Source organism: Pseudomonas sp. GM60, assembly GCF_000282415.1.
Taxonomy (GTDB): Bacteria; Pseudomonadota; Gammaproteobacteria; order Pseudomonadales; family Pseudomonadaceae; genus Aquipseudomonas; species Aquipseudomonas migulae.
In genome coordinates this window covers 148,521-171,349 of the sequence record NZ_AKJI01000026.1, presented here as the reverse complement: position 1 = coordinate 171,349, position 22,829 = coordinate 148,521, and the positions used below count along the sequence as shown (strand labels likewise).

Below are 22,829 nucleotides of genomic sequence, written 5' to 3'. Positions count from 1 at the left end.
GGGCGGCATAAATGGACGACTTGCCCATAGGGCCGATGCTCGCCGTAGTGGCCCTGCTGATTTTATGGTCGGGGCTGTTCACCGCCATTGAAGCGGCACACCAGCACTTGCTGGCCCAGCGCACCGCCTCGCGTGCAAGCGACAAACCGGTGGCAAAGCTGAGTTTTCCGCTCAACAGCCTGATTTTCTGCAACACCCTGTGCCGTGCACTCGTAGTGGTCATCAGCACCTTGCTGGCGATTTTCACTTGGGCTGAAAATGGTCCATGGGCCGCGTGCCTGGGGGCCGGCGCGATTCTGCTGGTATTTGCCGACTACCTGCCGCGCACCCTGGCCGTCCGCTATCCCGACGCGGTCCTGGCGCTGGGCAACACCCTGCTCCGCGCGCCGCTGAAAATCATCTACCCGGCCGCCTGGCTCCTCAATGGCATCAGCCAGTTGCTGATGCGGCCGTTTGCCCGCAAGGCCAAAGTGGTGCAGCAGAGCGAGGACGAGACGCCGAAGGATCGTCACGACGACCAACAACCGGTTTGCCGTCCGCACGCGGTGTCCGGCATCCACGCGCTGGACAACATCACGGTCAACGACATTCTGGTGCCGCGCAGCGATGTCGACGGGATCAACCTCGACGACTCAATCGAAGAAATCCTTGAACAGTTACGTGCCAACCGGCGCACGCGCCTGCCGGTGTTTCACAGCGACATCAACCAGGTCGAGGCGGTGCTCAACACCCGGCAGATTCGCCATCTGCTGCCCGACGGCCTGCTGACTCGCGAAGCACTGCTGGCCGCGTGTCACGACCCGTATTTCGTACCGGAAAGCACACCGTTGCAGCTGCAATTGCTGAACTTCCACAAACAGCAGCGGCGCCTGGGCATGGTGGTCGACGAGTATGGCGAAGTGCTCGGCATCGTCACGCTGGAAGACATTCTCGAAGAAATCGTCGGCGAATTCGAAAGCCAGCACAGCCTGGACAACCCGCACATCCATCCACAGGCCGATGGACGCCTGGTGATCGACGGTGCGGCGTCGATTCGCGACCTGAACAAAAGCCTCGGCTGGCATTTGCCCAGCGATGGCCCGAAAACCCTTAACGGGCTGGTGACCGAAGCGCTGGAGACGATTCCGGACAGCGCGGTGTGCCTGAAGATCGGGCGTTATCGGCTGGAGATTCTGGAGACCGAAGACAACCGCGTGACCCGCGTGTTGATCTGGCACACGGCTGCAACCCCCACAACCGTCTGACACCCCGCCCTTGTAGGAGCCGGCTTGCCGGCGATGGCGCCCTTGAAATCGCTATCGCCAGCAAGCTGGCTCCTACAAAAAGCATTTCCGGCCGTGGCATAATCAAGCCCGCTTACCCAAGCCCCGCCCCACCCCCGTGCTACCCGCACCCCCGCATCAAACCCACATCCCTGGGTGTTCGACCATAATAATTCGCTCCACTGGGGCACATGACTGTCAGGGATTACCGCATGACTACCAGCACGACCTATTCAGAAACCACGCCTGCGCAACCGACGAACTCCGCCACCCGCGTGGCGACCGCGAGTTTCATCGGCACCGCCATCGAGTTCTACGACTTCTACGTGTACGCCACTGCCGCGGCGCTGGTGATCGGTCCGGTGTTTTTTCCGCAGACCTCCGGCACGGCCCAGATGCTCTCGGCGTTTCTCACGTTCGGCATCGCGTTCCTCGCCAGGCCGCTGGGCTCGGCACTGTTCGGCCACTTCGGTGACCGCATCGGGCGCAAATCTACCCTGGTCGCCTCCTTGCTGTTGATGGGCGTGTGCACCACGCTGATCGGCGTGCTGCCGGGTTACGACAGCATCGGGGCCTGGGCACCGATCCTGCTCTGCGTGCTGCGCTTCGGCCAGGGTTTGGGCCTGGGTGGCGAATGGGGCGGCGCGGCATTGCTGGCGACGGAAAACGCGCCCAAGGGCAAGCGCGCCTGGTTCGGCATGTTCCCGCAGCTTGGCCCGTCGATTGGCTTTCTCGCGGCCAACGGGCTGTTTTTGACACTGGCAATGACACTGAACGACGAACAGTTCCGTTCGTGGGGCTGGCGGATCCCGTTCCTGCTCAGCGCAGCGTTGGTGATGGTCGGCCTGTACGTGCGCCTCAAACTGCACGAAACCCCGGTGTTCGCCAATGCCATGGCCCGTCAAGAGCGAGTGAAGATCCCGCTGGTCGAGCTGTTCAGCCAGTATTGGGCGCCGATGCTGCTGGGCGCCGGTTCGATGGTGGTGTGCTACGCGCTGTTCTACATCTCGACGGTGTTTTCACTGAGTTATGGCGTGTCGACGCTGGGCTACACCCGCGAAACCTTCCTCGCGCTGCTGTGTTTTGCGGTGCTGTTCATGGCTGCCGCGACACCATTGTCGGCCTGGGCCAGTGACAGATACGGGCGCAAACCGGTGCTGATCATCGGCGGCGTGCTGGCGATTCTGTCCGGGTTCTTGATGGAACCGCTGCTGACCCAGGGTTCGACCTGGGGCGTGGCGCTGTTCCTGTGCGTCGAGCTGTTTCTGATGGGCGTGACGTTTGCGCCAATGGGTGCGCTGCTGCCGGAGCTGTTTCCGACACACGTGCGTTATACCGGCGCGTCAGCGGCCTACAACCTGGGCGGCATTGTCGGAGCCTCGGCGGCGCCGTTCTTTGCGCAGAAGCTGGTGGCGATGGGTGGTTTGAGTTATGTCGGCGGGTATGTGTCGGGGGCGGCGGTGCTGAGTTTGATTGCGGTGCTGTGTCTGAAAGAGACGCGTCACAACGATTTGAATCGGGTGGCCTGATAGAAAAAGCTTCGCGGGCAAGCCTCGCTCCTACAGGTCCGCGTCGAACGACAATGGTTCGCTCGACAAATAACCTGTAGGAGCGAGGCTTGCCCGCGAAGGCCGCGCCTCGGTTACAGCTCTACAACGACCGCCTGAGAAGCACGGGTCGCTTTAGCCCGGGCAGCCTCGATCGACTCGTCCCGCGCCAGCGCCACACCCATCCGGCGCTGACCATTCACTTCAGGTTTGCCGAACAGACGCAACGCCGTGTCTGGCTCGCTCAATGCCGCGCCGAGATTGGCGAAAGCCATCTGGGTCGACTGCCCTTCCACCAGAATTACCGCCGAAGCCGAAGGCGCAAACTGACGGATCAATGGAATCGGCAGCCCCAGAATGGCCCGTGCGTGCAGTGCGAACTGCGAAAGGTCCTGAGAAATCAGGGTCACCAGGCCGGTGTCATGCGGGCGCGGCGAGACTTCGCTGAACCACACCTGATCGCCTTTGATGAACAGCTCGACGCCAAACAGACCACGACCGCCCAAGGCTTCGGTGACCGCCTTGGCCACACGCTCGGATTCCGCCAGGGCAACCGGGCTCATGGCTTGTGGCTGCCAGGATTCCTGATAGTCGCCCTTCTCCTGACGGTGACCGACCGGCGCGCAGAACGTGGTGCCGCCGACGTGACGCACGGTCAGCAAGGTGATTTCGTAATCGAAGTCGATGAAACCCTCGACGATCACCCGACCTTTACCGGCACGACCGCCTTCTTGCGCGTAATCCCACGCGGTTTTCACGTCATCGACGCTGCGCAACAGGCTCTGGCCCTTACCCGACGAACTCATCACCGGCTTGACCACGCACGGGAAGCCCAGGTCCTGAACGGCTTTGCTGTAATCCTCGAAGGTGTCGGCAAAGTGGTACGGCGAGGTCGGCAGGTCCAGCTCTTCAGCGGCCAGGCGACGGATGCCTTCACGGTTCATGGTCAGTTGCGCGGCGCGGGCGGTCGGGATCACGGTGAAGCCTTCGGCTTCCAGTTCGACCAGGGTCGCGGTGGCGATGGCTTCGATTTCCGGCACGATGAAATGCGGCTTCTCGGCTTCGATCACGGCACGCAGGGCAGCGCCGTCGAGCATGTTGATCACATGGCTGCGGTGAGCGACTTGCATGGCCGGCGCGTTGGCGTAACGGTCAACGGCAATCACTTCAACGCCCAGGCGTTGCAGCTCGATCACCACTTCCTTGCCCAACTCACCACAGCCACACATCAATACGCGGGTCGCGGTTGGCGACAATGGAGTTCCGATACGGGTCATCTCAGGTCCTCAAAGGAGCGGATCATCGAGGGTCGCGGTGCCTGGCACGCTTCCCATGGGGAGAAAGCGCGGCATTTTACATGAACCTGAGGGTTTGGCTTCAGCCGGCGACAGCCAGTTTGCGCAAGCGCCACGCCATGATCAGCCACACGGCGGTCACGCCGGCGAACTTCGAGCCCATGGCGGTGAGGATCACGGCTGGGGTAAAGGCGTCGATCATGCCGAAGAATATGAAGGTATCGAGGGGAATGCTCAGGGCCGAACTTATCCACAGGCGGTCGTGCAGCGGGCGTTTGGTGATGCTGAACACCAGCCAGTCGATGCATTCGGAGACCGCGAACGCGGTGGCGCTGGCCAGGGCGATGGAGGGATCGGAGGTGACATAGGACAGCACCAGCGCCGCCAGCATCGCCGCGATTGCACCGTGGCCGAAACGGGTTTGCACCATGTCGCGCAGGACAAAGACCAAACCGCCCCAGGCGGACCAGATGATGTCCAGGTGCGGCGCGGTGGAAAAGGCGTAGTTGATCAGCACGACGCTGCAGATGTAGGCGATCAGGAAGAGCATGGAGGTACCTGTCAAATTGGCGCACAGGTTACTTCAGAGGGGGCGGTGGTGTCAGCGCTGACGCTTTCGCGAGCAGGCTCGCTCCCACATTTGATCGCATTCCCCTGTGGGAGCGAGCCTGCTCGCGATGGCCGCGCCTCAATTTCCCGGTTTCGCCCCGATCATCCAGAGCAACCCGCTGGATTTCGCCCGCTCATGGCACAACCCCAACACCTTGCGCCGCTCTTCGTTGTCCATCCGGCTCCAGCCCGTGATTTCCGCCACGGTGCGCTGGCACCCGGTGCAGATGTCATCGTCGTCCAGCGCACAGATGTTCACGCAGGGCGATAGCACCGGGCGTTCGGGCGTGTTCATTCTTCCTGCTCTGCCAGATCGCGGGCATAACGCTGGGAGTTATGCACATAGTGCGCAGCGCTGGCCTCGAGCATTTTTTTCTGCGGCTCGGTCAGTTCGCGCACCACCTTGCCGGGTGAGCCCATGACCAGCGAACCGTCCGGAATCTCCTTGCCTTCGCCGATCAGCGAGTTGGCGCCGATGATGCAGTTCTTGCCGATTTTTGCGCCGTTGAGGATCACTGCATTAATACCGATCAGGCTGTAGTCACCGACGGTGCAGCCGTGGAGCATGGCGTTGTGGCCGATGGTCACGCCGGTGCCGATGGTCAGCGGGTAGCCCATGTCGGTGTGCATCACGGTGCCGTCCTGGACGTTGCTGTTCTTGCCGATCAGGATCAGTTCGTTGTCCCCACGCAACACGGCGTTGAACCAGACGTTGGCGCCCTCTTCCAGTTTGACCTTGCCCACCAGCACGGCGTTGGGGGCAACCCAGCTCTGCGGATGGGTGTCGACGCGGGCGTCGCCCAGGCGGTATTTCATCGTGTTGTCCTCAGGCTCAGGCAGCCGCGGCTTCACGCCATACGAGCGATGGCTTCAGGTGTTGATAAAACTCTTGGGCGGCTGGTGCAGGCTGATTTTGGCGTCATAGAGCAAGTTGATCAACTCGACGATCATGATCGCGGTCAAACCCCAGATCTTGTATTCGCCATAACGATAACTCGGCACGTACCAGCTGCGGCCCTGGTAATCGATGCGATGGGTATGTTCACGCGGGTCTTTGCGGAAGAATTCCAGGGGAACGCTGAACACCGCAGCGATCTCGGCGTCGTTGGCCAGGTACTCGACAAAATCCGGGATCACGCCGACATAAGGCGTGACCTTGATACCGTGCAGGGAAATCAGCGGGCTCAACGGCCCGATCACTTCGACCAGCCCCGGCGGCAGGCCGATTTCTTCTTCGGCCTCGCGTAGTGCGGTGAAAATCAGGTCCGGGTCTTCCGGGTCACGGCGTCCGCCGGGGAAGGCCACTTCGCCGCCATGGGTCGAGAGCCCGCTGGCGCGCAGGGTCAGAACCAGTTCCGGTTCATCACTGCGAGTGATGGGCACCAGAACCGCGGCCTCCGGGAAACGCTTGTCGGTTTCCAGTGTGCGTGGGATGTGGTTGCTTACTCGATGCAGTAGCTCGTCCAGCATGAGTCTTCTCGATTTATTCGCTACCTCGCATCATGCACCAATCACATCGACCGCCCAAGCCCCCGAACTGCGGAGTGTCGCTAAACGACAACTTGCCGACAGACACCGCCGCACGCCAAGATAGGCGCAGCATTCAGGAACCCAAGCATGAAATTTTGCAGTCAGTGCGGCAACCCGGTCACCCAGCGCATTCCCGAAGGCGATTCGCGTCTGCGTTTTGTCTGTGACAGCTGTCAGGCGATTCACTACCAGAACCCCAATATCGTCGCCGGCTGCGTGGCGACCTGGGGCTCGAAAGTGTTGCTGTGCCGGCGCGCCATCGAGCCACGGCTCGGTTACTGGACCCTGCCCGCCGGTTTCATGGAGAACGGTGAAACCATCGAGCAGGCGGCCATTCGCGAAACGGCCGAAGAAGCCTGCGCGCGGGTGCGCAACTTGAGCATCTATACGTTGATCGATGTGCCGCACATCAGTCAGGTGCATGTGTTCTTTCGCGCAGAGCTGGTGGACCTGGATTTTTCCGCCGGCCCCGAGAGCCTGGAAGTGGCACTTTTCGACGAAGCCGACATCCCGTGGTCCGCCCTGGCTTTCCGCACGGTGGGCCGTACCTTAGAATGCTTCTTCGCTGACCGGCGGACCGAGGTCTACCCCGTGCGATCCGAGTCGATCCCGCCGCTTGCTCAGCCTGCCATCACCTAAAAAACATCTATAAATAAAATAGCCGCGACACCTCTTAGGGATATCGTTTCAATGCGCTGGTTGCTTGCCCTGTTTTGCTTGTCGTTCGTCGCTATCTCCCAGGCTTCCGTTGCGGAAACGCTGGACGGCAAAGTCATCGACAAAGTCCTGGTTCTCAAGTCCGCCCACCAATTGCAATTGATCAACGACGGCAAACCGTTGAAGACCTACCGCATCTCCCTGGGCAAACGCCCCAAGGGGCCGAAACTGATGGAAGGCGACAAACGCACGCCTGAAGGTTTCTATTGGCTGGACTGGCGCAAGGTCAGCGATAAATTCAACCTGGCGATGCACATCTCCTACCCGAACATCAGCGACTCTGCACGCGCCCGGCGCGAAGGCGTCGAGCCCGGCGGCATGATCATGATCCACGGTACGCCGGACACCGAAGAAAACCCTGAAAACCTGTTCCACACCCTGGACTGGACCGACGGCTGCATCGCCATGCGCAACATGGACATGCGCGAGGTATGGGGCCTGGTGCCGGACGGCACGATGATCGAAATCCGCCCGTAATCCCACCGCGGGATTGTCGCCTCCTGACAGTCCGCTATCGCCGGCAAGTCGGGTCGCCGCATCGCAGCTCCTACAAAGTTACGCATACCCTGTAGGAGCTGGCTTGCCAGCGATGAGGCCCGGACAGACGCCAAAAATCTCCCCCCCCTGTCCAGAACCTGAACACACGTTACGAAAACCCTCCTGCCATTGAAACCACCCCCCACCTGCCCCATCTAAGACCCATACCCCATTGCGCAGGTGCCCCATGAGCGACCAGCAAGAATTCCCCGAAGACCCGAGCGACTACGCCGACCCCGAAAACGCCCCGCACCACTCCACCGGCAAAGGCCTCGCCCTGCCCGGCCAGAACCTGCCGGACAAGGTCTACATCATCCCGATCCACAATCGCCCGTTCTTCCCGGCCCAAGTGCTGCCGGTGATCGTCAATGAAGAACCGTGGGCTGAAACGCTGGATCTGGTGAGCAAATCCGATCATCACTCCCTGGCCCTGTTCTACATGGACACGCCCCAGGAAGATCCGCGCCATTTCGACACCTCGGCCCTGCCGCTCTACGGCACGCTGGTCAAGGTGCACCACGCCAGTCGTGAAAACGGCAAACTGCAATTCGTCGCCCAGGGCCTGACCCGCGTACGCCTCAAGACCTGGCTCAAGCACCATCGCCCGCCGTACCTGGTGGAAGTCGAGTACCCGCATCAGCCGACCGAGCCGACCGACGAGGTCAAGGCCTACGGCATGGCGCTGATCAACGCGATCAAGGAACTGCTGCCGCTCAACCCGCTGTACAGCGAAGAGCTGAAGAACTACCTCAACCGTTTCAGCCCCAACGATCCATCACCGCTGACCGACTTCGCCGCCGCCCTGACTTCGGCGACCGGCAGCGAGCTGCAAGAAGTGCTCGACTGCGTGCCGATGCTCAAGCGCATGGAAAAAGTCCTGCCGATGCTGCGCAAGGAAGTTGAAGTTGCGCGACTGCAAAAAGAAATTTCCGCCGAAGTTAACCGCAAGATCGGCGAGCATCAGCGCGAGTTCTTCCTCAAAGAACAGTTAAAAGTCATCCAGCAAGAGCTGGGCCTGACCAAGGATGACCGCAGCGCCGACATCGAGCAGTTCGAACAGCGCCTGGTAGGCAAGGTGTTGTCGACGCAGGCGCAGAAGCGCATTGAAGAGGAAATGAACAAGCTGTCGATCCTCGAGACCGGATCGCCGGAGTACGCGGTCACGCGCAACTACCTCGACTGGGCGACCTCAGTGCCGTGGGGCGTGTATGGCGAGGACAAACTCGACCTCAAACATGCCCGCAAGGTGCTGGACAAACACCACGCCGGTCTTGACGACATCAAGGACCGCATCCTCGAATTTCTCGCCGTGGGGGCCTACAAAGGCGAGATCAGCGGTTCCATCGTGCTGCTGGTCGGCCCGCCGGGCGTGGGTAAAACCAGCGTCGGCAAATCCATCGCCGAGTCCCTTGGCCGACCGTTCTATCGTTTCAGCCTCGGCGGCATGCGCGACGAAGCCGAGATCAAGGGTCACCGCCGCACCTACATTGGTGCGATGCCGGGCAAACTCGTGCAAGCGTTGAAAGACGTCGAAGTGATGAACCCGGTGATCATGCTCGACGAAATCGACAAGATGGGCCAGAGCTACCAGGGCGACCCGGCCTCGGCGCTGCTGGAAACCCTCGACCCGGAACAGAACGTCGAATTCCTCGATCACTACCTCGATCTGCGTCTGGATCTGTCGAAAGTGCTGTTCGTCTGCACCGCCAACACCCTCGATTCAATCCCCGGCCCGTTGCTCGACCGGATGGAAGTGATTCGCCTGTCGGGTTACATCACCGAAGAAAAAATCGCCATCGCCAAGCGCCACCTGTGGCCCAAGCAACTTGAGAAGGCTGGCGTATCCAAAGGCAGTCTGAGCATCAGCGACAGTGCGTTGAAGGCGTTGATCGACGGTTACGCCCGTGAAGCCGGGGTGCGACAGTTGGAAAAACAACTGGGCAAACTGGTGCGCAAAGCCGTGGTGAAGCTGATCGACGAGCCGAAAGCGGTGATCAAAATTGCGCCGAAGGACCTCGAAGCATCGTTGGGCCATCCGGTGTTCCGCAATGAGCAAGTGCTGTCCGGTACCGGCGTGATCACCGGCCTGGCCTGGACCAGCATGGGCGGCGCGACCTTGCCCATCGAAGCGACACGGATTCACACGCTGAACCGGGGCTTCAAGCTCACCGGACAACTGGGCGACGTGATGAAAGAGTCGGCAGAAATTGCCTACAGCTACGTCAGTTCGAATCTGAAGTCGTTTGGCGGTGATCCGAAGTTCTTCGACGAAGCCTTTGTTCACCTGCACGTACCAGAAGGCGCCACCCCGAAAGACGGCCCGAGCGCCGGCGTGACCATGGCCAGTGCCCTGCTCTCGCTTGCACGAAACCAGCCGCCGAAAAAAGGCGTGGCCATGACCGGCGAACTGACGCTGACCGGGCATGTTTTGCCGATTGGCGGGGTGCGCGAGAAGGTGATTGCGGCGCGGCGGCAGAAGATTTTCGAATTGATTCTGCCGGAGCCGAATCGTGGGAGTTTTGATGAATTGCCGGATTACCTGAAGGAAGGGATTACCGTGCACTTTGCCAAGCGTTTTGCGGATGTGGCGAAGGTGTTGTTCTGATAGTCATGTTGTGGCCGCACCAACGCTATCGCCAGCAAGCCGGCTCCTACAAGGGTTTTGTGTCGTTCACATTTTTGTGACCGACACAGGTCCTCTGTAGGAGCCGGCTTGCTGGCGATGGCGTCGGCGCTACCGACATCACTTCCCGCCGCTGTCACACTTTGTCTCATCTTCAGTTATGCTCGCCGTTCGTCGTGAATGCCGGAGCCACTGACCTCATGTCCCCCACCCGCCTGTTTGTCCCCCTCGCCCTCGCCTTGCTGGCCGCGTGCGCCACGCAACCGAAACAGAACGTGACCGTGGAAAAACAAAGCGAATGCCCCGTGCAACTGCATAACGGGCAAAACCTGATCCTGACCCTGCCGAGCAACCCGACCACGGGCTATCGCTGGGCAATCCAGGATTCGGCCGGTGGCGTATTGCGCGCTCTGGGGCCGGAAGTTTATCGAAACCCGGAAGAAGCCGGTGTCGTGGGCGCAGCCGGTGTGTCGACCTGGCGCTTCCAGGCGTTCACCGCCGGTTCCGGACGCTTGCGCCTGACTTCGCAACAACCCTGGGCGCCGGAAGTGCCGGCGGTGGAAACCTTCGACTGCGCGATCTCGGTTAACTGATCATGGGCTGGCTGATTCTGGCGCTGATGGGCGCGGTGACCTTTCTTTACGGCCTGAGCGTGCACGCCGCGCTGCTCTGCCTGCTGGTCAAACCGTTGCCTGTGCTGGCCTTGCTCGGCTGGCTGCACGATGCGCCGCCCAGCGAGTATCGACGCTGGATCAGCCTGGGTTTGATCTTTTCCCTGCTGGGCGATGTGTTGCTCGCGTGGCCGGGGGATTTGTTTGTGTTCGGCCTCGGGGCGTTTTTGGTCGCGCACCTTGCCTATCTGAAAGCGTATTTGAGTGATTGCCGGCGGTTGGCGGTGTTGCCGTTGATCCTCGCGCTGGGCGTCGGCGCGGTGCTGTTGGGGATTTTGATTGCCAATGGTCTGGGTCCATTGCTGATCCCGGTGATCGTCTACGGTCTGGCCATCAGCGCCATGCTTTGGCGGGCACTGGCTCGCCTGGGCACCGATGTACCGAAGCGCTCGGCGATGCTGGCAGCGGGCGGTGCGCTGGCGTTTGTGTTTTCGGACAGCGTGATTGGCATCAACCGGTTTGTTGCGCCGTTTCATGCCGCACCTTACGTGATCATCCTCAGTTACTGGCTGGGGCAATGGGGGATTGCGGCATCCGCGTTCGGCACAAGACCGCGCTGAATTCATCGCGAGCAGGCTCACTCCCACAGGTCCTGTAGGAGCGAGCCTGCTCGCGAAGCAATGTCCCTGAACACGAATATCTAAAAGCCTGCCCACCGCTTTATCAGACAACCCGCGCATCCCCGCGCCAAGTTGGCTAAAATGCCGGCCTTTTCCACATACGCCGCTGGAACCGCCGTGAGCAAAGAACCCGATCGCCTTTTCGCCCAGCCTTTGGCCCAGGTGCCCGACTTCGCCTTTAACGAGGACGTGGTGCGGGTGTTCCCGGACATGATCAAGCGCTCGGTGCCAGGTTATCCGACCATTGTCGAAAACCTCGGCGTGCTCGCCGCGCAATTCGCCCAGCCCAACAGCGTGCTCTACGACCTCGGCTCGTCCCTCGGCGCCGTGACCCAGGCGTTGCGCCGTCACGTTCGTACCGACGGCTGCCGCGTCATCGCTGTGGATAACTCGGCGGCGATGGTCGAACGCTGCCGCGAATACCTCAACGGTCAGGATTCGATGTTCCAGGAGTTACTGCCGGTGGAAGTGATCGAAGGCGACATCCTCGCCCTCGACTTTCAGCCAGCCTCGGTGGTGGCGCTGAACTTCACGTTGCAATTCATTGCTCCCGAGCAGCGCACCGCGTTGCTGAGTCGCATCCGTCAATCGCTGCTGCCTGGCGGTGCGTTGATCCTCTCGGAAAAGCTGCGCTTCAACGACCCCGAAGAACACGCGCTGCTCACCGACCTGCACGTCGCCTTCAAACGCGCCAACGGCTACAGCGAACTGGAAATCGCCCAGAAGCGCAGCGCCATCGAAAACGTCATGAAGCCCGACAGCCTCGAAGAACACCGCGAGCGCCTGTTGGCCGCCGGGTTCTCGAAAGTCGTGCCGTGGTTCCAGTGTCTTAACTTTGCCTCGTTGATTGCCTTGCCATGATTGATCTGTCCCCCCTCGCCCGCCGTCTGGCCGGTACACCGCTGGCCGAATGGGCCAACACCCTGCAAGCGCAACTCGACAAGAAAATGGAAAAGGGTCACGGCGACCTCGAGCGCTGGCAGAGTGCGCTGGACGCCTTGCCAAAAATCCAGCCGAGTGAAGTCGACCTACTGAATGGCCTGACCCTGGACACCGATTGCGACGCTGAGACCCGCGCGCAAATGCGTACCGCATTGATGGGGTTGTCGCCGTGGCGCAAAGGCCCGTTCGATCTGTTCGGCGTGCACGTCGACACCGAATGGCGCTCGGACTGGAAATGGTCGCGAGTCGCGCCACATCTGGACCTGAAGGGCAAACGCATCCTCGATGTCGGCTGCGGCAATGGTTACTACATGTGGCGCATGCTCGGTGCCGGCGCGGACAGCGTGATCGGCGTCGACCCGAACTGGCTGTTCTTCTGTCAGTTCCAGGCGGTTCAGCGCTATTTGTCCGAGCCGAATGCCTGGCACCTGCCGTTTCCTTTTGAAGACCTGCCACCGGAACTCGAAGGCTTCGACACAGTGTTTTCCATGGGCGTGTTCTACCACCGCCGCTCGCCGATCGAGCATCTGTTGGCGCTGAAGGATTGCCTGGTCAAGGGCGGCGAACTGGTGCTGGAGACGCTGGTGATCGAAGGTGATCAACAGCAGGTGCTGGTGCCGGAAGACCGTTATGCGCAGATGCGTAACGTGTGGTTCTTGCCATCGGTGCCGGCGCTTATGCTCTGGTTGCGGCGTGCCGGTTTCACGGACGTGAAGTGCGTAGATGTCAGCGTGACGACCGTCGAGGAACAGCGCGGCACGGAGTGGATGAAGTATCAGTCGTTGAGTGATTTCCTCGATCCCGAGGATCACAGCAAGACGATTGAAGGGCTGCCGGCGCCGATGCGCGCGGTGATCGTCGCCCGTAAATAAACCCGATATCCAAACCACCGCAGATCCAAATGTGGGAGCGGGCTTGCTCGCGAATGCGGTGGGTCAGTCAACATCTCTGCTGAATGTTAAATCGCATTCGCGAGCAAGCCCGCTCCCACATTGGGTCCGCGTTTATTCTGCGGGTTTGGCCCGTCGGGCCTTGAAGAATTCGCTGAGCACCGCCCCGCATTCCTCGGCCAACACCCCACCTTCATACAGCACCCGGTGATTCAAAAAGCCCTGGGTAAAGAACTGCCCCTGACTCTGCACAATCCCCGCCTTGGGCTCCAGCGCGCCGTACACCACCCGCGCAATGCGCGAATGCACGATCAGCCCGGCGCACATGCTGCACGGCTCAAGCGTCACGTACAGCGTACTGCCCGGCAGGCGATAATTGCTGGCGGCCAATGCCGCCGCGCGGATGGCGACCATCTCGGCATGCGCGCTCGGGTCGTTGCCGCTGATCGGGCAATTGAAGCCGCGACCGATGATTTCACCGTCCTGTACCAACACCGCGCCCACCGGCACTTCACCCAGCGCAGCGCCTTGTGCGGCCAGCGCCAGCGCTTCGCGCATGAAGTCGCGATCACGACTGCGGTCGATGATCGCGGCGGGACGAATCTGACGCATCACGCCACCTCGATCGCGGCCATCAGGCCGGTTTCCATGTGGTCGATCACATGGCAATGGAACATCCACACCCCAGGGTTATCCGCCACCAGCGCCACTTGCGCGCGCTCGTTCTTGCCCAGCAAATAAGTGTCGGTGAAATACGGGATGACCTTGTGCCGGTTCGAGGCAATGACCTTGAAGCTCATGCCATGCAGGTGAATCGGGTGCTGGTACTGAGTCATGTTCTTCAATTCGAAAATGTAGCTTTTGCCCTTCTCGAGCTTGGCAATCGGGCGATCGGCGCAGGTCTTGTCGGTGATGTCCCAGGCCTTGCCGTTGATCTGCCACAGGCTCGGCGGCCGGCCGTTGTCGACGTTCACCGAGACGGACCCCACCCATTCGAAATTGAAGTTGAGTTTCTCGGCATTGGCCAGGTCCGGCTCGGCTACCGGGTTGGCGGGCAGCGCGGGCGGCCACTCGGTTGGGGCCTCGGTGTTCGCCACAGAGCGGAACGTGCCCAAGCGTACCGGGCCGTTGCGCAGGGATAATTCTTCACCGGCCGCAGGTGCCTTGATTGCCAGGCAAATGCGCATGCCCGGCCCGAGCCAGTATTCCTTGCCCAACGGGCGTGGCTCGACGGGATTGCCGTCCAACGCGTAGATCTGCGCCTCGACACCGGGAATGTTGAGGCGATAGGTCAAGGTGTTATCGAGATTGAGCAGGCGCACGCGGGTGATCTGCCCGGCCGGCAAATCGATGACCGCTTGCGGCACACCATTGATCGTCGCCAGACGCCCCGCCGTGCCGCCCCGGGCCGCTTCCCGGGGAATGCTGAACTCGACGAAATTGCCCACCTCGTCGACATGCCAGCTCTTGAGGCTCAAGGTTTTCTCGTACTTGAAACCGGTCGGCTCGCGCTCTTCGACAATCAGCGGTCCCACCAGACCACGGCCCAGTTCTTCGCTGCTGTTCACATGCGGGTGATACCAATAGCTGCCGGCATCGGGCACGCGGAATTTGTAGTCGAAGTATTCACCCGGCAGCACCGGCAGCTGCGAGACGTAGGGCACGCCGTCCATCTCCAGCGGCAGGCGGATGCCGTGCCAGTGAATGGTGGTCGCCACCGGCAAGTGGTTGATGAACCGCACCCGCAGCCATTCGCCCTGACGCACGCGCAACTCGGTGCCCGGCGCCGACGGGCCGAACGCCCAGGCTTGGGTCTTGTGCCCGGCCACCAGTTCGACGTCCAGCGGCGCCGCAATCAGCTCATAGTCATGGCCCGCATCGGCGTCGGCCATCTTGCCCAGCCAGTAACGCGACGCGCCCCCCGCACCAACGCCAACGACAACAAGACCGGCCAGGCCACCGAGGATTTGGCGACGGGTAAAGGACATGAACTCAACTACCTCACGTATCAGCGACAGGTCCGGAGACCTGGAAAAGGCGAATACGATACACCTGCGGTTGAGAAACGGTAAGGGCGACCGAGTGACTCACATCAACTGTGGCGAGGGATCGGTTATGGCTGAAGGCCGGTGATCAGGTGCACCACGCCGCCCTCCAGCACCATGACGCCTGGCACACCTGCCAGATTCAAAGCCTGCCGATTCATCCGCCCCACATCGCGCAATTCCACCCGAACCCGGGTCAGCGCCACAGGCTGCTGCGACTTGAGGTTATCCACACCACCCAACGCGGCCACCACATTCGCTGCCAGGCCAGGCGCCGATGGCGCTGCCACCTTCGGTTCATCCACGATCAGATCCGGCGTCAAGGCTTTCCAGAACGCTCGCTGTATTTTCTCGAACATGTTCAGTTCTCCATAACCAGTGAAGTTTCGACCGTCGCGTCGCGATACAGCCTCAAGACCTCGCGTACTTGCCCGGCACTTTCCAAGCCCAGGATCTGTTGGGCAATGGCCTGGCAATCCGCCAGGTCCACTGTCCGAACCGCCGCTTTGACCGCCGGAATCAACGGCACACTCACCGACAACTCATCCACGCCCAGCCCCAGCAAAAGCGGCGTGGCCAGGGTTTCGGAGGCCAGGGCGCCGCACACGCCCACCCACTTGCCGTGGCTATGGGCGGCTTTCACGGTGCTGGCGATCAATCGCAGCACCGCAGGATGAAAACTGTCAGCCTGACTGGCCAGCCGCGGATGATCGCGGTCCATGGCCAAGGTGTATTGGGTCAGGTCATTGGTGCCTATAGAGAAAAAATCCACTTCGGGCGCAAACAGATCAGCCATCAGCGCCGCTGCTGGCACCTCGATCATGATCCCCAGCTTCGGCAGTTCCGTGAGGCCCAGGGCCAGCGCCTCCTCTTCGAGCAGTTGACGAGCCACACGCAACTCCGACAGCTGCGTCACCATCGGCAGCATGATGTGCAAACGCGTCAGTCCCGCACAGCTCAGGATTGCCTTGAATTGATCGCGCAACAGCTGCGGACGCTCCAGGCACAGACGAATCCCGCGCACGCCCAGAAAGGGGTTGGTTTCACTGTCCATCGGGACATAGGCCAAAGGCTTGTCACCACCAACATCCAGCGTGCGCACCACCAGATTACGCGCAGGCCCGAGAGCTCGGGCGATGGCGCTGTAGGTGGAGGCCTGCTCGTCCTGGCTCGGCGCATGATGGCGATCCAGATATAGAAACTCCGAACGCAGCAAACCCACACCCGCGCCTCCCAGCGCCATGGCCTGTTCGGCTTCAGCCAGCGAAGCGATGTTGGCTGTCACCTCGACATGATGTCCGTCGCGAGTACAGGCAGCCAGTGACGCCTGCGCCAACTCACGGTGCTGACGTTGCTGCGCAAGCGCGCGCCTGGCTTGAAGTTCTTCAATGGCGGCCAGATCCGGGTCGAGCTGCAACTCCCCCTTATCGGCATCGAGCAACACCTGGGTGCCGTTGACCAGCGCCAGCACTTGCACCGGTAACCCACAGATCGCCGGCAAACCGAACGCCCGCGCAAGGATCGCGACATGGCTGGTGGCGCCACCGCCGACCGTGGCAAACCCCAGCACCTTACGGGTATCGAGCCCGGCGGTCTGGGACGGTGTCAGTTGTTCAGCAATCAGAATGGCGCCCTCAGGCAACTCCAGCTCGCGGTCCCGCACGCCGAGTAGCAACTTGAGCACTCTCTGACTGACATCGGCCAGGTCTGCCGCTCGTTCGGCCAGCAGCGCATTGCCCAGGCTTTTGAATAAGGTTGCCGTCGACCCGGTGGCCGCACGCCAGGCGAATCCGGCGCTTTTGCCTTCGTCGATCAGCACATGAGCCACCTCCAACAAACCCGGGTCTTCGAGCAGTTCCTGATGCGCCCTGAAGATCTCTGCCTGAGCATCGCCCGTGGCGTTATCACGCATCTGCTGCAACGCTGAAATTGCCTCGGTCAACGCTGCAGACAGGTGATCGCGCTCAACCCGCGAACTCTCACCCCATTCGCTGACATCAAGGACCTGCTCGGCGATCTGCACCACTTGGCCAAATGCCGAACCCGCCGAAGCACATACCCCACGCAGCACCTTGGGTGATGATGCCTCCAGGGGCTGCGGGGCAACATCCGCCGTCACGGGCACGGTCTCGCCGCATCCGGCGGTCAGCAGCTCGGCCAGTGCCTTGATCGCCGCCTCAGCATCCGGGCCGACCGCACTGACTTGCACAACATCATCGTGAACGGTCTGCAATGCCATGATCGCCACCAGGGATTTCGCATTCGCACTCTCCTGCTGTTTATGCAGGTGAATGCTCGCGGAGAAACCTTTCGCCGCTTGGGCGAACACCGCCGCAGGACGGGCGTGCAAGCCGTTCGGGTTGGGCAACGTCACCGGTTTGGAGAACAGCGCCTCGCCTTCTTTAGCCACAGACTCATCCGTTGTCAGCTCGACTGAATTCAAACCCAGCAATGGCTGACCACTGTCTACCCATCCGGTTTCCGCCGTCAGCCAAGTGAACGGCTCACCGCTGACCACCAGCATCAAGGTCAGCAGGCTGCGTGCATTCAACGCAACAAAATCAGCATCGAACTCGATCAGCGACTGCCCGACGGCAACCTGCTGCCCCTCCTCCACCAACCGCGTGAACCCCTTTCCTGCAAGGTTCACCGTGTCGAGCCCAATGTGCATCAACACCTGCACGCCATTTTCGTCGGTGATGCTGACCGCATGCCCACTGGCCTGCACATTGCTGACAACCCCCGCCAGCGGCGCGCACAACGTTGTTGACGTCGGATCGATGCATAGCCCATCGCCGATGATCCGGCTGGAAAAAACTCGATCGGGCACAAGGTCCAAGGGCATCAATACGCCGGACAGGGGTGCGTGAAGCTGCAATTGTTGGGGTGTGGCCATGACTTCACCTGCTGTTCTGTTCTTTGAAGTGCCGATGGAGCGCGACGCTCCGACAGCATCGCTTATTTCCACCAGTACTCGACCTGCAATCCGACGTTCGCACCGTGTCGCGCCGTGCCGAAGGCTCCGGTGTCGGACAACGCTGAACCCGCTGCCAGTTCATTGGCCGCACGCTTGGCCGCCTCGTTCCAGCTGGCATAGGTGTAATACAAGCGCACTTCGGGCCGCGCCCAGAATTCAGGGCCCTTGGGCGACCAGGTCGGGGCAAAGGTGAACTTGCTCAGCTTGCGCGTGCCACCTGTGGCTTCGACCTGATCGTGACCCAGCTCGGTCACCAGTTTGAACTGCTCGGTAATCGCGTAGGCCGGCCGAACGCCCAGGGAAATCCAGTTCTGGTCTGATCCGTCGGGGCGAATATCCTTCTGGTAAACCGCCTCGACCTGCCCGCCAAACCGGGGCGTCACCTGCCAGTCGAAGAACTCCACCACCCGGTAGCTTTTATTGCTGTCATCCAGCTTCACGTTACCGGTATAGCCCAACCCGGTGCCCGGCCCTTCACCGTACTGAAACGCGAGTTTGTTCTTGCCACCCAGAAATCCTTTTTGCACATGTTGGGTGGTAATCGCCCAGCCACGATGAGCGTCGCGGCTGTCGGGTTTGTCGATGTAGCTCAGGCCAAACTCCAGCTCACCGCCAGGGTTAGTGTTGAAACCGGCAACGTTGAAATCGTGACGATTGATGTAATCCTTCTGGTACAGGTTGTCCTTGCGCGAAAAGGCGTAGCTGTATTTCAGATCTCCGATCAGCACGTCCTCGATGCCGCCGCCGGTGGCGCTCTGGTTCCAGTAGTAAAAGTCGGAAATGTGGATGTCGTTCCGTTTGTAATAGCGGCGACCGGCCCACAGCGAACCGCCGTTGAGGCCAGGCATGTTCGACCATTGCGCGTACAGCTGCGGCAGACGCACCGAGCCGTTGTCGCCATTGAACGTCAGGTCCTTGTCGTACTGGTTATACAGTGAGGCCATGCCATCGACACTTAGCACCGAACCGTCATCCAGGGTGTACAAGTCCTGACGAAGTTCCAGTTCCCCATATTGCTCGCACTCGTTACCGAGGCGGTATTTGGTCTGTGCTCCGGGCAGTTGGAAACACTGTTGTTTACCACTGTTGACCGACGTACCGACGCCGCTGCGCAGGTAACCGCCGAACTCCAGCGCATGGGCCGTCAGTGGCAACGCCAGGCAAATGCCAGCGGCTGCAAGGCCGCGATTTATTGTTGTTTTCAAGAAACACTCCATTATTTTTATTGTGTGCTGCAGCAAAATCGGCGCGCAAAACTCCCCCGCGCAGCGTTCTGCGTGTTTTTGAAACGGTGTTTTTTTGTGAGGGGTCAGTGGTCAGTCAAGTGCAAGACAAACGACTCATACGGTCGTAAAAACACCTGTCGATTTCGCTGCGGACAGTCCGCATAGTTGCTGATGACCAAGCGCTGAGTCATGAATTCAGCGATCACTGCATCCGGCAATTCAACTTCGCAAGGCGTCCCGTAGAAGTTGTTCAGTACCAGCAAACGTTCGCCGCTTCCTTCCCGGACATAAGCCCAGACATGCGCATGCTCAGGCAGCAACTGACGGTAAATACCATCGGACATCAGCACTTCGGTACGCCGCAAATTGATCAACTGGCGGTAGTGATGCAGCACTGAATCCGGGTCGTCGAGTTGAGTAGCGACGTTGATCTGCGCCGAGTTGGCCGGCACGCCGATCCAGGGTTGCGCCGTGCTGAAACCGGCGTTCGGTCCGGTATTCCAATGCATCGGCGTACGGCCGTTGTCGCGGGACTTCTGCATGATCGCCGCCATGTTGTCGGCATCGCTCGCACCCGCTTCGCGCTTGAGCCGGAAGATGTTCAGGGTCTCGACGTCGCGGTATTGATCGATGTGATCGAAGCCCGGATTGGTCATACCCAGCTCTTCGCCCTGATACACAAATGGCGTGCCCTGGAGAAAATGCAGCGCGGTGCCGAGCATCTTCGCCGACACCACACGGTGCTCGCCGTCATGACCAAATCGCGAGACCACCCGAGGTTGGTCGTGATTACACCAGAACAGCGCATTCCAGCCGCCGCCGGCCTGCATGCCGGTTTGCCAGTCGGAGAGGATGCGCTTGAGTTCGAGGAAGTCGAAATCGGCGCGAACCCACTTTTGCAGGTTCGGGTAATCGACTTTCAGGTGATGGAAGTTGAAGGTCATCGACAGCTCTTTGGAGTCCGGCCGCGAATAGCGAATACAGTGTTCGAGACTGGTAGACGACATCTCCCCGACATTGATCAGGTCATGGCCTTCGAACACTTCGCGGTGCATTTGCTGCAAGTATTCGTGAACATTCGGCCCGTCGGTATAGAAGCGTCGGCCGTCGGTATTGTCCTCGGGAAAGTCCGCCGGTTTCGAGATCAGGTTGATCACATCCAGCCGGAACCCGCCCACACCTTTATCCCGCCAGAACCTCATCATTTTGAAAACTTCGGCACGCACCTTCGGATTGTCCCAGTTCAGGTCGGCCTGAGTGTGATCGAACAGGTGCAGGAAATACTGGCCGGTCTGAGCCTCGTACTCCCATGCCGAACCACCAAACTTGGACTCCCAGTTATTGGGCTGATCGCGCCAGATGTAGAAGTCACGATACGGATTGTCGAGACTGCTGCGCGCCTGCTGGAACCAGGTGTGCTCGATCGAGGTGTGGTTGACCACAATATCGAGCATCAACTTGATCCCGCGCTTGCCGGCCTCGGCGATCAGCAATTCACAGTCGGCCATGGTGCCGTAGCTCGGATCGATGGCGTAGTAATCGCTGATGTCGTAACCGTTGTCACGCTGGGGCGAACGCAGGAACGGCGTGATCCACAGGCAATCGACGCCCAGCCAGTGCAGGTAGTCGAGCTTGGCCACGACGCCGAGCAAATCACCCGTGGGATTGCCCGCGTGGCTGTAAAAACTCTTCGGGTAGATCTGGTAGATCACCGAACGTTGCCAGTCTTGCATGGCTGTATTCCTTCTCGAACTGCGATAGCGATCTATCAGGCGACCCGATACCCAGGCCGAACAATCTTCATGCTCAACCCACAGGTCAAAACAAACGGTACGACCATGGCGATGATCATCCCGATCACAAACATCGGGATGAACTGCGGAATGATCGAGATAAATCCGGGCAAACCGCCGACACCGATGGCCGAGGCCTGGACCTTGTTCATCGACAGGAAGATGCCCCCCAGCGCCGAGCCAATCAGTGCAGCGTAAAACGGAAACTTGTAGCGCAGGTTGACCCCGAACATCGCCGGTTCGGTGATGCCGAAATAGGCCGAAATCGCTGAGGTCGACGCCATGGACTTGTCCCGTGCATTACGGGTCATGTAGAACACCGCGAGCGCCGCGCTGCCTTGGGCGAGGTTGGACATGACGATCATCGGCCAGATGAAAGTACCGCCCTGGGTCGAGATCAGCTGCAAGTCGACCGCGAGAAACATGTGGTGCATGCCGGTGATCACCAACGGGGCGTAAAGCAGGCCGAAGATCGCGCCGCCGACCATCGGCGCCAGATCAAACAGGGTGACCACACCTTCGGTGATGAGAATCCCCAGATGCCGGGTCACCGGGCCAATGACCGCCAGCGCCAGCACGCCGGTAACCACGATGGTGGTGATCGGCACCACCAGCAATTGCACCGCATTAGGCACTCTCGCCCGCAGCCATTTTTCGATGACGCTCATCACGTATGCCGCCAGCAGGATGGGCAGGATCTGCCCCTGATAACCGACCTTTTCGATCTGGAACAGACCGAGGATGTCGAAATACGGCAGGCTCTGGCCGTCGAGACCTGCGACTGCCTTGCCATAGTTCCAGGCATTGAGCAGATCGGGATGAACCAGCATCAGACCGAGCACAATGCCGAGGATTTCGCTGCCGCCAAACCGCTTGGCTGCTGACCAGCCCACTAGCGCAGGCAGGAACACGAACGAAGTGTTGGCCATCAGGTTGATCAGGCTCCAGAGCCCGTCAAGCTTGGGGTAAGCGTCCAGCAGGGTCTGGCCCTCGATGAACATGCCCTTGGCGCCGATCAGGTTGTTGATGCCCATCAGCAGGCCCGCGATGATCAACGCCGGCAGGATCGGCATGAACACGTCGGAAAACACCCGCACCAGACGCTGCATGGCGTTTATCTTGTCGGCGCTTTTCTGTTTAACGTCGGCGATTGTTGACGCGGCAAGACCGGTTTGATGGCGCAGCTCTGCGTAAACCTTCTCCACCTCGCCAGGACCGATGACCACCTGGAACAGGCCGCCGGTAAAGAATGAGCCTTTGACCAGGTCAATCTGGTTCAGCGTGGCGCTGTTGACCCGGCTCGGGTCCTTGAGGGCAAGGCGCAGGCGTGTGACGCAATGCGCGGCTTGCTCGAGGTTGTCGCTGCCACCGAGGCTTTGCAACAGCTCGCTGACGATGTTCGGATAGTCGTGGCTCATGCTTGTTTTTCCGCTGTGGTTTTTTGTTATTGGCAGCACGCCGAAGCGAAAAGTACTCGTCTGTACGAGTTAAATCAACAACTCGTACAGACGAGTTTGAATTTGTTTACTTGTCACCCGACCGGCG

Annotated in this window: 21 protein-coding genes; 9 read left to right on the top strand and 12 right to left on the bottom strand. The window is 60.4% G+C overall.

The window, feature by feature from the left end; translation table 11 throughout:
* Nucleotides 1-11: 11 nt before the first annotated feature.
* Both PMI32_RS24225 and PMI32_RS24230 read left to right on the top strand, forming a co-directional pair.
* A complete protein-coding gene (locus PMI32_RS24225; RefSeq protein WP_008025591.1) occupies nucleotides 12-1,244 on the top strand; it encodes a transporter associated domain-containing protein in 1,233 nt (410 codons plus the stop codon).
* 230 nt (nucleotides 1,245-1,474) lie between these two features.
* A complete protein-coding gene (locus tag PMI32_RS24230) occupies nucleotides 1,475-2,791 on the top strand; it encodes an MFS transporter (RefSeq protein ID WP_008025590.1) in 1,317 nt (438 codons plus the stop codon).
* A gap of 113 nt (nucleotides 2,792-2,904) precedes the next feature.
* Here the strand turns inward: PMI32_RS24230 and purT are convergent, their stop codons facing one another.
* From purT to PMI32_RS24255, 5 genes are all read right to left on the bottom strand, one after another.
* A complete protein-coding gene (gene purT, locus PMI32_RS24235) occupies nucleotides 2,905-4,086 on the bottom strand; it encodes a formate-dependent phosphoribosylglycinamide formyltransferase (protein ID WP_008025588.1) in 1,182 nt (393 codons plus the stop codon).
* Nucleotides 4,087-4,186: 100 nt separating this feature from the next.
* On the bottom strand, nucleotides 4,187-4,654 hold the full coding sequence (locus PMI32_RS24240; RefSeq protein ID WP_008025587.1) for a 7-cyano-7-deazaguanine/7-aminomethyl-7-deazaguanine transporter: 468 nt from the start codon (nucleotides 4,652-4,654) through the stop codon (nucleotides 4,187-4,189).
* Between the two features lie 138 nt (nucleotides 4,655-4,792).
* Nucleotides 4,793-5,008, bottom strand: coding sequence for a DUF1289 domain-containing protein (locus tag PMI32_RS24245; RefSeq protein ID WP_008025585.1), 216 nt, complete (start codon nucleotides 5,006-5,008; stop codon nucleotides 4,793-4,795).
* On the bottom strand, nucleotides 5,005-5,529 hold the full coding sequence (locus PMI32_RS24250) for a gamma carbonic anhydrase family protein (RefSeq protein ID WP_008025583.1): 525 nt from the start codon (nucleotides 5,527-5,529) through the stop codon (nucleotides 5,005-5,007). Before PMI32_RS24250 ends, PMI32_RS24245 begins: the two co-directional genes overlap by 4 nt.
* Nucleotides 5,530-5,583: 54 nt before the next feature.
* The gene (locus tag PMI32_RS24255; protein ID WP_008025581.1) at nucleotides 5,584-6,183 is read right to left on the bottom strand and encodes a CoA pyrophosphatase; all 600 of its coding nucleotides are present in this window, start codon (nucleotides 6,181-6,183) and stop codon (nucleotides 5,584-5,586) included.
* A gap of 147 nt (nucleotides 6,184-6,330) precedes the next feature.
* Between PMI32_RS24255 and PMI32_RS24260 the strand changes: the two genes are divergently transcribed.
* The 7 genes from PMI32_RS24260 to cmoB all read left to right on the top strand — a co-directional run bounded on the left by PMI32_RS24260 (nucleotide 6,331) and on the right by cmoB (nucleotide 13,225).
* Nucleotides 6,331-6,882, top strand: a complete 552-nt coding sequence (locus tag PMI32_RS24260) for an NUDIX hydrolase (RefSeq protein ID WP_008025578.1) — start codon at nucleotides 6,331-6,333, stop codon at nucleotides 6,880-6,882.
* A gap of 51 nt (nucleotides 6,883-6,933) precedes the next feature.
* Nucleotides 6,934-7,437 carry a L,D-transpeptidase family protein gene (locus PMI32_RS24265; protein ID WP_008025576.1) on the top strand — a complete coding sequence of 168 codons (504 nt, stop codon included), beginning with the start codon at nucleotides 6,934-6,936 and terminating at the stop codon, nucleotides 7,435-7,437.
* Between the two features lie 247 nt (nucleotides 7,438-7,684).
* Nucleotides 7,685-10,102: an endopeptidase La gene (gene lon / locus PMI32_RS24270; protein WP_008025574.1), complete on the top strand. Its 2,418-nt coding sequence runs from the start codon at nucleotides 7,685-7,687 to the stop codon at nucleotides 10,100-10,102.
* 218 nt (nucleotides 10,103-10,320) lie between these two features.
* The gene (locus tag PMI32_RS24275; protein WP_008025571.1) at nucleotides 10,321-10,713 is read left to right on the top strand and encodes a protease inhibitor I42 family protein; all 393 of its coding nucleotides are present in this window, start codon (nucleotides 10,321-10,323) and stop codon (nucleotides 10,711-10,713) included.
* 2 nt (nucleotides 10,714-10,715) lie between these two features.
* Complete coding sequence (locus PMI32_RS24280; RefSeq protein ID WP_008025570.1) at nucleotides 10,716-11,351, top strand: lysoplasmalogenase; 636 nt, start codon at nucleotides 10,716-10,718, stop codon at nucleotides 11,349-11,351.
* A 141-nt stretch (nucleotides 11,352-11,492) separates the two neighbouring features.
* Nucleotides 11,493-12,272 (top strand): carboxy-S-adenosyl-L-methionine synthase CmoA, encoded by a 780-nt coding sequence (gene cmoA, locus PMI32_RS24285; protein ID WP_177318187.1) that lies wholly within the window; start codon nucleotides 11,493-11,495, stop codon nucleotides 12,270-12,272.
* Nucleotides 12,269-13,225 carry a tRNA 5-methoxyuridine(34)/uridine 5-oxyacetic acid(34) synthase CmoB gene (gene cmoB / locus PMI32_RS24290; protein ID WP_008025566.1) on the top strand — a complete coding sequence of 319 codons (957 nt, stop codon included), beginning with the start codon at nucleotides 12,269-12,271 and terminating at the stop codon, nucleotides 13,223-13,225. The genes cmoA and cmoB overlap by 4 nt, the downstream gene beginning before the upstream one ends.
* Before the next feature lie 132 nt (nucleotides 13,226-13,357).
* Here cmoB and tadA read toward each other — a convergent pair whose 3' ends face one another.
* The 7 genes from tadA to treP all read right to left on the bottom strand — a co-directional run bounded on the left by tadA (nucleotide 13,358) and on the right by treP (nucleotide 22,702).
* On the bottom strand, nucleotides 13,358-13,855 hold the full coding sequence (gene tadA, locus PMI32_RS24295) for a tRNA adenosine(34) deaminase TadA (RefSeq protein WP_008025564.1): 498 nt from the start codon (nucleotides 13,853-13,855) through the stop codon (nucleotides 13,358-13,360).
* The gene (locus PMI32_RS24300) at nucleotides 13,855-15,231 is read right to left on the bottom strand and encodes a multicopper oxidase family protein (protein WP_008025563.1); all 1,377 of its coding nucleotides are present in this window, start codon (nucleotides 15,229-15,231) and stop codon (nucleotides 13,855-13,857) included. The genes tadA and PMI32_RS24300 overlap by 1 nt, the downstream gene beginning before the upstream one ends.
* Before the next feature lie 125 nt (nucleotides 15,232-15,356).
* Nucleotides 15,357-15,647 carry a PTS sugar transporter subunit IIB gene (locus tag PMI32_RS24305; protein WP_008025561.1) on the bottom strand — a complete coding sequence of 97 codons (291 nt, stop codon included), beginning with the start codon at nucleotides 15,645-15,647 and terminating at the stop codon, nucleotides 15,357-15,359.
* A gap of 2 nt (nucleotides 15,648-15,649) precedes the next feature.
* Nucleotides 15,650-18,184 (bottom strand): phosphoenolpyruvate--protein phosphotransferase, encoded by a 2,535-nt coding sequence (gene ptsP / locus PMI32_RS24310; protein ID WP_008025560.1) that lies wholly within the window; start codon nucleotides 18,182-18,184, stop codon nucleotides 15,650-15,652.
* Between the two features lie 62 nt (nucleotides 18,185-18,246).
* Nucleotides 18,247-19,470: a maltoporin gene (locus PMI32_RS24315; RefSeq protein ID WP_008025558.1), complete on the bottom strand. Its 1,224-nt coding sequence runs from the start codon at nucleotides 19,468-19,470 to the stop codon at nucleotides 18,247-18,249.
* Between the two features lie 104 nt (nucleotides 19,471-19,574).
* Complete coding sequence (treC, locus tag PMI32_RS24320; protein ID WP_008025555.1) at nucleotides 19,575-21,224, bottom strand: alpha,alpha-phosphotrehalase; 1,650 nt, start codon at nucleotides 21,222-21,224, stop codon at nucleotides 19,575-19,577.
* Nucleotides 21,225-21,259: 35 nt separating this feature from the next.
* On the bottom strand, nucleotides 21,260-22,702 hold the full coding sequence (gene treP, locus PMI32_RS24325; RefSeq protein WP_008025554.1) for a PTS system trehalose-specific EIIBC component: 1,443 nt from the start codon (nucleotides 22,700-22,702) through the stop codon (nucleotides 21,260-21,262).
* Nucleotides 22,703-22,829: the final 127 nt, after the last annotated feature.

Bases quoted from the DNA above. Each gene is read 5' to 3' on its own strand.
- PMI32_RS24225 (WP_008025591.1), top strand. From the start codon at position 12: ATGGACGACTTGCCCATAGGGCCGATGCTCGCCGTAGTGGCCCTGCTG.
- PMI32_RS24230 (WP_008025590.1), top strand. From the start codon at position 1,475: ATGACTACCAGCACGACCTATTCAGAAACCACGCCTGCGCAACCGACG.
- purT (WP_008025588.1), bottom strand. From the start codon at position 4,086: ATGACCCGTATCGGAACTCCATTGTCGCCAACCGCGACCCGCGTATTG.
- PMI32_RS24240 (WP_008025587.1), bottom strand. From the start codon at position 4,654: ATGCTCTTCCTGATCGCCTACATCTGCAGCGTCGTGCTGATCAACTAC.
- PMI32_RS24245 (WP_008025585.1), bottom strand. From the start codon at position 5,008: ATGAACACGCCCGAACGCCCGGTGCTATCGCCCTGCGTGAACATCTGT.
- PMI32_RS24250 (WP_008025583.1), bottom strand. From the start codon at position 5,529: ATGAAATACCGCCTGGGCGACGCCCGCGTCGACACCCATCCGCAGAGC.
- PMI32_RS24255 (WP_008025581.1), bottom strand. From the start codon at position 6,183: ATGCTGGACGAGCTACTGCATCGAGTAAGCAACCACATCCCACGCACA.
- PMI32_RS24260 (WP_008025578.1), top strand. From the start codon at position 6,331: ATGAAATTTTGCAGTCAGTGCGGCAACCCGGTCACCCAGCGCATTCCC.
- PMI32_RS24265 (WP_008025576.1), top strand. From the start codon at position 6,934: ATGCGCTGGTTGCTTGCCCTGTTTTGCTTGTCGTTCGTCGCTATCTCC.
- lon (WP_008025574.1), top strand. From the start codon at position 7,685: ATGAGCGACCAGCAAGAATTCCCCGAAGACCCGAGCGACTACGCCGAC.
- PMI32_RS24275 (WP_008025571.1), top strand. From the start codon at position 10,321: ATGTCCCCCACCCGCCTGTTTGTCCCCCTCGCCCTCGCCTTGCTGGCC.
- PMI32_RS24280 (WP_008025570.1), top strand. From the start codon at position 10,716: ATGGGCTGGCTGATTCTGGCGCTGATGGGCGCGGTGACCTTTCTTTAC.
- cmoA (WP_177318187.1), top strand. From the start codon at position 11,493: ATGCCGGCCTTTTCCACATACGCCGCTGGAACCGCCGTGAGCAAAGAA.
- cmoB (WP_008025566.1), top strand. From the start codon at position 12,269: ATGATTGATCTGTCCCCCCTCGCCCGCCGTCTGGCCGGTACACCGCTG.
- tadA (WP_008025564.1), bottom strand. From the start codon at position 13,855: ATGCGTCAGATTCGTCCCGCCGCGATCATCGACCGCAGTCGTGATCGC.
- PMI32_RS24300 (WP_008025563.1), bottom strand. From the start codon at position 15,231: ATGTCCTTTACCCGTCGCCAAATCCTCGGTGGCCTGGCCGGTCTTGTT.
- PMI32_RS24305 (WP_008025561.1), bottom strand. From the start codon at position 15,647: ATGTTCGAGAAAATACAGCGAGCGTTCTGGAAAGCCTTGACGCCGGAT.
- ptsP (WP_008025560.1), bottom strand. From the start codon at position 18,184: ATGGCCACACCCCAACAATTGCAGCTTCACGCACCCCTGTCCGGCGTA.
- treC (WP_008025555.1), bottom strand. From the start codon at position 21,224: ATGCAAGACTGGCAACGTTCGGTGATCTACCAGATCTACCCGAAGAGT.
- treP (WP_008025554.1), bottom strand. From the start codon at position 22,702: ATGAGCCACGACTATCCGAACATCGTCAGCGAGCTGTTGCAAAGCCTC.